Source organism: Blautia sp. TF10-30 (assembly GCF_003481245.1).
Lineage (GTDB): Bacteria > Bacillota > Clostridia > Lachnospirales > Lachnospiraceae > Fusicatenibacter > Fusicatenibacter saccharivorans.
Genome location: NZ_QUKM01000022.1, coordinates 21,182 through 30,099, shown reverse-complemented (window position 1 = coordinate 30,099; position 8,918 = coordinate 21,182). Strand labels below are relative to the sequence as shown.

General features: G+C 39.1%; 7 protein-coding genes and 2 pseudogenes. All 9 read right to left on the bottom strand.

The window, feature by feature from the left end; translation table 11 throughout:
* Positions 1 to 777: pseudogene (locus DXD02_RS14605) on the bottom strand (IS200/IS605 family accessory protein TnpB-related protein); the annotation flags it as partial.
* Positions 778 to 796: 19 nt separating this feature from the next.
* Positions 797 to 1,018 (bottom strand): annotated as a pseudogene (gene tnpA / locus DXD02_RS16295) (IS200/IS605 family transposase); the annotation flags it as partial.
* A gap of 64 nt (positions 1,019 to 1,082) precedes the next feature.
* Positions 1,083 to 1,391: a VOC family protein gene (locus DXD02_RS14595; RefSeq protein WP_243106613.1), complete on the bottom strand. Its 309-nt coding sequence runs from the start codon at positions 1,389 to 1,391 to the stop codon at positions 1,083 to 1,085.
* A 9-nt stretch (positions 1,392 to 1,400) separates the two neighbouring features.
* Positions 1,401 to 2,429, bottom strand: coding sequence for a zinc-dependent alcohol dehydrogenase (locus DXD02_RS14590; protein ID WP_055268459.1), 1,029 nt, complete (start codon positions 2,427 to 2,429; stop codon positions 1,401 to 1,403).
* A gap of 397 nt (positions 2,430 to 2,826) precedes the next feature.
* Positions 2,827 to 3,948, bottom strand: coding sequence for an ROK family transcriptional regulator (locus tag DXD02_RS14585; RefSeq protein ID WP_330416909.1), 1,122 nt, complete (start codon positions 3,946 to 3,948; stop codon positions 2,827 to 2,829).
* Positions 3,949 to 4,077: 129 nt separating this feature from the next.
* Positions 4,078 to 4,149 (bottom strand): hypothetical protein, encoded by a 72-nt coding sequence (locus DXD02_RS14580; protein ID WP_416388181.1) that lies wholly within the window; start codon positions 4,147 to 4,149, stop codon positions 4,078 to 4,080.
* Between the two features lie 176 nt (positions 4,150 to 4,325).
* A complete protein-coding gene (locus DXD02_RS14575) occupies positions 4,326 to 5,363 on the bottom strand; it encodes a helix-turn-helix domain-containing protein (protein WP_117801920.1) in 1,038 nt (345 codons plus the stop codon).
* 408 nt (positions 5,364 to 5,771) lie between these two features.
* Positions 5,772 to 8,216, bottom strand: a complete 2,445-nt coding sequence (locus DXD02_RS14570) for an ABC transporter permease (RefSeq protein ID WP_118667052.1) — start codon at positions 8,214 to 8,216, stop codon at positions 5,772 to 5,774.
* Positions 8,213 to 8,887, bottom strand: a complete 675-nt coding sequence (locus tag DXD02_RS14565) for an ABC transporter ATP-binding protein (protein WP_118667051.1) — start codon at positions 8,885 to 8,887, stop codon at positions 8,213 to 8,215. The genes DXD02_RS14570 and DXD02_RS14565 overlap by 4 nt, the downstream gene beginning before the upstream one ends.
* Positions 8,888 to 8,918: the final 31 nt, after the last annotated feature.

Sequence of the window (8,918 nt, the reverse complement as noted above, 5' to 3'; positions counted from 1 at the left end):
CTGAAATCTTCGGATCCGTCCCAGCACACGGTACATCCGGTCTTTGTCACTGGGAAAGTTAATAAACTTTCTTCCCAGGATAGTTCCGTCTGGACGCATGATGGTACAGACCGCATCCGTATTGATGCCGAGATCCACACTGCAGATCGTTTGTTCTTTGACAGGTGTCCGGCTTAAAGATACCTCTTCCGCATACGTAAAACGCAGAAAATACTTGTCGTGCTTTTTCTCCAACGTTGGCGCCGAAGCTTTTTTGCCCGACCAGTGTTTTCTTAAATACTCCATATCCGTATGTTTCAGCCGCACAGCAAACCATTTCCAGTCATGGCCATCGTACAGTTTTAAAAAGGCCGCATCTTTCTCTTCTGTGTTTTCACGGTACATGACATCGTGGTAAAAAACAGGCATGGCATACTGCTCACTTTTCAGATACGGCTTTCCTGTTTTCTGTCCCTCTGCTTTCCACTGTTCCAGACGCGTCTGATAAGAAGATACACTCCCAAGCGCATGCTGGACTGCCGCCCGTCTGAAATAGGATGGTATCTTGGGAAAGCAGAAATCAAAGTCAAACCGGGCCGGATTCCGTTTTGTTGTATGCACCAGATGTTCCGCTGCATTGAAACGTTTCTTACTTTCCTCAATTTGGGCCAGTTCTTCCCATACAGATTCATACACTTTGACCAGATAGCGGACAGTAGAACGGTAAATCTCCAGTGTCTGGCGAATTGGAATATTCTGTTTTCGTAATTCTACACCATAACTGGATATAATTTTCATTCGCTTTTTCCTCCGGGTTTTAACGGGATTTTTCCTTCTGCCCTTCTATATAAGCAAGTACCTGTTCACGGCTCCGGTCACTGACCGTTACAGCACAATAAGACGAATTCCACAAATGTCCTCCCCACAACTCTTTCTTTAGCTCTGGATGTAAAAGGAACATCTGGCGTGCAAGATTCCCCTTCATGATTTTGATCATGTCTGAAATATAAAACTGTGGTCGGTAATCTACAAGCAGATGACTTCTTTCTTCATAAAAATAGTATACCATATGCATAGGAATACATCAAACATTTGTTCCCTTTTTAATGAAAATTTTGCGCGTCTAACTCATCACCGAAGTAACGAGAATGCGACGCGCAGTTTTCAATGTCTTCCACATCAAGTGCAACATGTTGGTATGCACCGTCTGACATTTCCGCCTTCCCATTTTCAAAAGCCTCTATGCAGTAATTTTTTATCTGTAAAAATGCCACTTTTTCCCCTGCTTTTTCATTATAAGACTGCATAATTACTTCAAATCCAAGACTCTTATAAAACTCAACTGTTTTCTGTAAATCGTTTGTCGGAAGCCCGACATGGGCAATTCCGACAATTCCATATTTATTTTCCATACGAACTCCTTACTTTTCACTGACGTTGATAATTACTTTCATCGTTGTCTCGCGGTTATCATCAATATACTGGTATGCCTTCAGATAATCTTTAAAAGCAAATGTCTTTGAGATGAGCGGTTTCAAATGAACTTTGCCCTCATTTACCAATCTGATTCCATCTATGTAATCATCATGGCGGTACATCATCGTGCTCTTAATGTCAAGTTCGTGGTCATTTGCCACTGCAAGATCTACTTCTGCCATTCCTGCAAAAACAGCCACCAGTACGATCGTGCTTCCTTTTCTTGCATATTTAATTGCCTGTCCCATTGTGATATTGTTTCCGGCACAATCGTAGATCACATCTGCCTTATCCGGTCCAAATGCTTCGATCATCGCCTCACCGAAGTCTTTATTTTTGGTATTCACACACACATCAATTCCACATTCTTTTGCCTTCGCCAGTCTAAGATCACTGATATCTGTGATCATCACTTTCGCTGCTCCCATTCCTTTTGCTGTCTGTGCCACGAGATTTCCGATCGGTCCTGCTCCAAGGACTGCAATATTCATGCCAGCCACATCGCCCATCTGTTTTACACCATGAACTGCCACAGCAAGAGGTTCGATCATAGCTCCTTCTTCATAGGACATATCTTCCGGAATAGGTGTTACTTTAGATGCATCCACTGCAAAATACTCAGATGCTGTTCCTGTCGTCTGAAATCCCATTACTTTTAATTCCTCACAGAGATTATACTTTCCATGACGACATGGATAGCAATGTCCACAATATACCTGCGGCTCTATCGTCACCTTCTGTCCCACATGAAACTCGGTGATATTTTTTCCAAGTTCTGTAATCTCACCAGAAACCTCATGTCCCTGTGTTACCGGATATTTTGTAAACGGATGTTTTCCATGATAAACATGAATATCTGATCCACAAACACCAATATTCATAATCTTTACCAACACCTGATTTTCCTTTACCTCCGGAACCGGAATCTCTCTGAAAATAATTTCTCCTGGATTTGTCATTACCTGCTGTAACATAGTTGTTTCCTCCTTTTTTATATTGTTATGCGTTTTATAAAACGTTTTATTAAAGTAATTATATTATTGTCCTATAAACACAATTTGTCAATATGTTTTTTCATATTTTTATATATTTCATAATTTCAAAATATATTTTTTGTATATTTTTCACAATTAATATGCAAAAAAACGGAAAGGAAACCGTAGTTACTGTTTTCTTTCCGTTTTTTTACTATAATATCTTTTTCTAATTTTACACAACTTCTCGTTTTTCACACATATAAATCGGACATCGCATTCGCTTTGCAACTTGTCAGTGGGAGTTTTTAACTCCAACAGACTAAACATCCCCTTACCCAACGCTTAATTCCCTACGCACCAGATGCGGTGGACTGCTTATCTGCGTTCAGAAAAATTACAATTCTACCATATGTTTTGTAAAAAAGTATTTCGCGGCTCCAACAGCCGACGCTTCTTTCTTATACGAACAATTTTTCAAGTATGAAACATCATGCTCAAAGCCATTATATGCCATCACTTTTTCTCCCAATGGTATCATATAATCTGACAATACGCCTCCCACATCACCTCCTAGTATGATGTCCATATCATATGCCATCCGCAGATTTGATATCAAAACAGCAAGATGATCCAAATACTCATTCCATGTCTGCAAATTTTTTTCATCACCACTTTCAATTTTTTCCATAAATGCATCCAGTGACTGCCTGTTATCTTGTGTCAGTACACTTGCTGCACAATATGCATCTGCACATCCTGATTTACCACAATAACATTTTCTTCCACCGGGAACGAGTATCATGTGACCAAACTCCCCTGCTTTCTGGTTCTGCCCGCGAAACAGCTTTCCATCTATGCAGAATGCACCTCCTAAGGTGTGGTTCAAAGACAGATATATCGCATTTGGATATTTTTGCTTTTTTTCTGCAAGCATTGCAGCATTAGCATCGTTTTCAAAATATACTGGAATTTCCAAAGCCTGCTCTAAAAAGCGCAGACTATAATTCTCTATACCTAAAGCATGGGATTTTAAAACGATCCGTTCTTTCTGATCAATAATTCCTGGAATCGCCACTCCAATCCCAAGTAGCGTGTCCTTCGCTAATTCGCCTTCAAGAAAAGTTTTGACCTTTTGTGCCACCTCTGTACAATAGAATAATTCTGCCGTAAATTTTAAACGGATGCGATCTTTTTTTATAATCTCATCTCCAAGATTTACTAATACCATTTCTATATGATTCGCTGTAATCAAAATTCCCATTGCATGACAGTATGACTTATTAATCCCTATACTTTTTGCCTTTCGTCCACCGGTCGAAGCATATTCCCCAGTTTCTTCCAACACCATTTTTTCTAATAAGTCATTCACATTTGCTAACACAGTCGGCATACTCAAGTTTAACTCTTTTGCGATTTCCGCCTTGGATGTAACATGCTTGTTTAGCACATAATTAATTATTTTTTTTCTTGTTGTATTTTTTTTATCTTTATTTTCCGTTTTCTTACCCTCTTTTATTAAATATATTATAAAAGAATTATATGCTTTTTTATTCTTCTTGTAAAGTAATGTTTTATAATAAATCTCCGACAGAATTTATCTTATAAACAGCCAAAAGCTCCCGAAGGAGTTTTCCACGATTTAGATCTACACCAATTCTTTTAGCACAAGTTCTTCTGCCATATTACGAATATCATTTACCAATCTGACCCATTCCATCTGATCACGAGCTTTCAACTCAGCACTGATTGCATCCAACTTCTAAATCTAAGTCGATCTCTATCGTGTCATCTGGCTTTTGTTGGGACAAAAAAACTACCGTCTCACAGAACATATTTTATCGCAAGGTTTTTAAAAATGGAATAGATTTTACCAAACGACAGTTTTCAAAAAACTTATCTGTCAAAAATTAATTTCTCCCACGGTTCATATCCTGCCATGTAGCCGAATTCTTCCTCATTTCTGAATCCTTCAAGAAGTTTTTCTTTTACACCATCTAATATAGCTTCATCAATATCTCTGAACTTCATATGCTTATATAAACCGGACTTTCTAAAATCATACATAGTACCCACATTATCAAGAAGATGTTTTACCACCTTATATGTTCCCTCTACATCTTTCCCTGCACATACAATATCAAGCATTGGCGAATGCTCATTATATTTTCCCATTTCCAATGTATGTGCAACTGCCTGTACCTTCCCTGACAAAAATCTCGCATAACCGATATCATTTTCCCGCAATGCCAGTCCCGCCATTGTGGAAAGAACAAAATTAAGTGTACTAAATCCGGAAAAAATAACATTTTCATATTTCTCATATGCTTCTTTGATTTTTCCCTGCTCCTGGAGTAATCTTCCCTGATAATAACTTTTCATAGGATCGTGTTCTGAAAAATAGTCCAGATATTTTTCTGCCTTGGCGTAATTCTTCTTACGTAAATAAAATCCAAATAAGGAATCTGCTGCATGATGCTGTATCTCTTCATTCTCATCATGTAGTGCCAGCTCATACCATGCGTTAATCTGCTTATCATATTTTTCCGGATTCATGCATTTATCCGTTATTCTTCTTGCATCAAGCATTACCGCAGCCTGCCAGATAAGCATGTTACAATTCGGATATTCCTTTATAAGTCTCAATGCCCATTCATAAGTCTTTTCATAGCCTTCTTCTGAAAACATCCTGTCCATCTTCCTGATAATTTCTTCGATTTCAATATCTGAAAGTTTTTCATGAAAAGAAAGTAATGTATCAAGTGAAATATCAAGCAGTCTTGCAATTGGTGCCAGCAGTTCAATATCCGGCTTGGAATTACTATTCTCCCATTTGTTTACAGCCGGTGTCGTCACGCCTAATCTGTTTGCCATCTCCTCCTGCGTCATACCAGCTTCTTTTCTATATTTTTTTATAACAACGCCTATATCCATTTGCTTCATCTCCTAAAAAATTCAAAAGCTTTTGTATACTCAGTATATCAGATTCATATAGATTGCTCAATTGAACAATGTTTAATTTCTATTCAATTTAATTAACCGCTAGGAAATGTTGCATAATTAATCTGCTGTTTTGGCTGCCTTGATACTTCTTAGGTTGACGGCTAGATACGCATTAGAGATGTCTCCATCCAAATGCTGTTCTAGCAAGGGATTTTCCCCTTGAACCCATCATTTATGATATATGGTGGCGCTTTTCGCCCCCAAATAGTGAAAGTGGGGGCACTTTCTGCCCCCACTCAGGAAATGTTGCTAAAATACTGTTTAGATTTATCATACATACAAAATGGAAGTTATCTATTTCTCCTCTTCGTTAAGACCTAGTTCATTACATATTACTTGCTATCCCTGATACCTTATTCTTTCTACCAGCGTTTCCTTTTTCAGATTACTGCTTAAAACGCAGGAAAGTACAATCTGCAACAGACCGACCAAAAAAATCATAATAAAAATTGGTACGATTGGAACATGATAGATATTCATTCCAAATATTCCATTATGTTTTGCATAGGAAAAAAGTGCATAGCCGAGCGGCAGACCAATGATCAAAGCTACGCATATGGTCCCAACCGTAAACATCAGTCCCTGTAACTGCAGGCATAAATTTAATTGTTTATTTGTCATACCCACAGCCTGTAATATACCATATTCCTGCTTTTTTGTCGTAATATTCATGATCATGGTATTCGCCATATTCATAAACCCGATGAGTCCTACAATAGCCATAAACAGATAACAGCCAAGCTTCATCATGCTGCTTGCAAATTCGGCAGATTGTAACTGCGCATGATAAGTATCCATTTTTATATGCGAAGTATTAGAAATCAAAGTATTCAGACTTTGTTCTACAGATGCCACATCTTTTTTATCACAGTCCACCCACAGATAGCCATAGGCTGTTCCTCTCGGATTCATGGAACGGTATACACCTTCCGGAATGACAAGATAAGTGTCCGCACTTACAAAAGAGCCTGCAATCTTTCCCTGATAGGTATAGGTTCCACTTCCATTCTCAAAGTCAAATGCAATGGATTCACCCGGAGCATATCCATCTTGTTCCATCCACGTTGACCAGCCAAAGAAAATTTCACCATTCTTTACCGCCTGATCATAGTCCATAGAGCCAATATCCCCTTCTTGGCGCATAAAATCAAAATCCTTTTTACTCACAATATCAGCCGGAAATCTTGTTCCATTCAGATTTACAGAGACAATCTCTCTCGTCATGACATCTGTTACTCCCGGAATGCTTTTGATTTCTTCAATCAGCGAATCATTCAATGGATCATCCGTCAGAATCGTATCCAGATTATTCTCCGGATATCTTTCATCATACTCAGCAGAATAGTCAAGCTGCAGTTCAAATTGTCCATGATTAACGGAAAGACGTGCTTCATGCTCCGTGTCAATATTTCCCACATAATTAGAGATAATCACAAACAATACGCAAGAAAAACCCATTGTGAGGATAGTACCAATAGTTCTTTTGGGATTACCCGTTACATTTGCCATTGCCATAGAAAACACGGTGACATTTTTTCTGCCATTTCGTTTTCCTTTTTTGTGTGTTTCTGCATTTTCTAAATACCGTGTTGCTTCGATAGGTGAAATCCGTGAAACAATTTTCATTGGTTTACGCAGTGCCAAAGCAACGGTAAGAAATGATACGAAAATACAGAGAAGCATAACAGGCAGGGAAAACAGAGGCACCTGCTGATTTTGAACTCCCATAGAGCCAGTTCCGGTTGATACAAGGTTTCCCTGTTCTACCAGCCAGTTAAAACCGCATTTTGCAATCAGAAAACCAAGAAGCAATCCAACTGGTATGGAAAAAATGGTCAAAAAAATGCCCTCTCTGAAGATCAGTTGTTTCATCTGCTTTTTTGTCGCTCCCAGAGCCTTGATTTTTCCATACTCCTGTATCTTGTTGACAATACCGACCTGAAAAATATTATAAATGACCACCACAGAGAAAAGTACAATTGCAAGAATCAGAATTCCACATACCGCAATCGTTTCATAACTCGGCTGCAAGACCCATTGCAAATAGAGATCATTGACTATAACGTTTTTTTCTTCGATTCCACAAGATGCTGCAATCTGCTTTATAACCGGTTCAATATTATTCATAGATACATTTGCAGAATCGTTTAACGTAAAATAGATATTATACTGTCTGTCATTCTCTGCGACGTGCTCATCATAAAACTCCTGTGACCCGAAAGCAACATAAGATGCCTCGATGGTATACTCATCCCGATCATATAGGATTCCGCTGACAACAAACTCTTCCGGCTTATATTCTGACCGCATCCCTACACGGTAATCCAGTGTAACCGTATCTCCGACCTTTACATCATCATATCCCATTGCACGAAAAAAAGCTCTTCCGGCGGCAATTTCCTGCATTTTTTCCGGATACTTTCCTTCCTTTAACTCATATTCCTTATTATAGGGAAGCATTTTTCTTGCAGTCTCATCTATGCAGACAAACCCGCCATTTTCATTTCCTTTCAGGATGCCCTCCGTACACATGATGCCGATATCAGATATCTCAGCTCTGCGTTCCACTTCTTTTAATTGCGTACCATCTGCTGCGACAAACAGACCATAATTGCTTCCATATGAGCCTGCCGCCTGACTTTTCTGCAAACGTATCATTCCATTTCCCACAGTACTGATAATCACAAGCAGCATCGTAGTCAGACATATGGACATCATAATCAGTATACTTCTTGTCTTGTTCTTTTTGTCATTGCTATATGCAATCCTGCTTATTGTCTTCATCTGAAATCCACCACCTGTCCGTCCTCAATCACCAGAATACGGTCAGCGACCTGTGCAATTTCGTCATCATGGGTAATCATTACAATTGTCTGTCCATATTTTCTTGCTGTCATCTTAAGCAGAGCGATTACCTCATCACTGGTCTTAGAATCAAGATTTCCTGTCGGCTCATCTGCAAATATAATTTCCGGACGATTCACCAGTGCTCTTGCAATTGCTACTCTCTGCTGCTGTCCTCCGGATAACTGATTTGGCAGATTATAAATCCGGTTTTCAATCCCCAGAGTCGCAATAATATCATTTACATACGTTTCATCCACTTTTCTTCCATCCAGCCCCAGTGGCAGTACAATATTTTCCCAGACATTAACAGATGAAACCAGATTAAATGCCTGAAAAACAAATCCGATTTTTCTTCTGCGGAAAACAGCAAGGGCATCTTCCTTCATCCTGTATAAATCTTTCCCTGCTAAAGTAACACTGCCTTTTGTCGGGGTGTCTAGCCCTCCAAGCATATGAAGTAATGTACTTTTACCGGAACCTGACTTTCCGACAATTGCGACAAATTCTCCCTGCTCAATCTGAATGTCCACCTGATTGACCGCTTTGACCTGATTCTCACCTGCGCCATAAAACTTACAAAGCTGCTTGGTTTCTAATATCACACTCAATGTGCTACCTCCTTTTCAATTCTGTAAAACG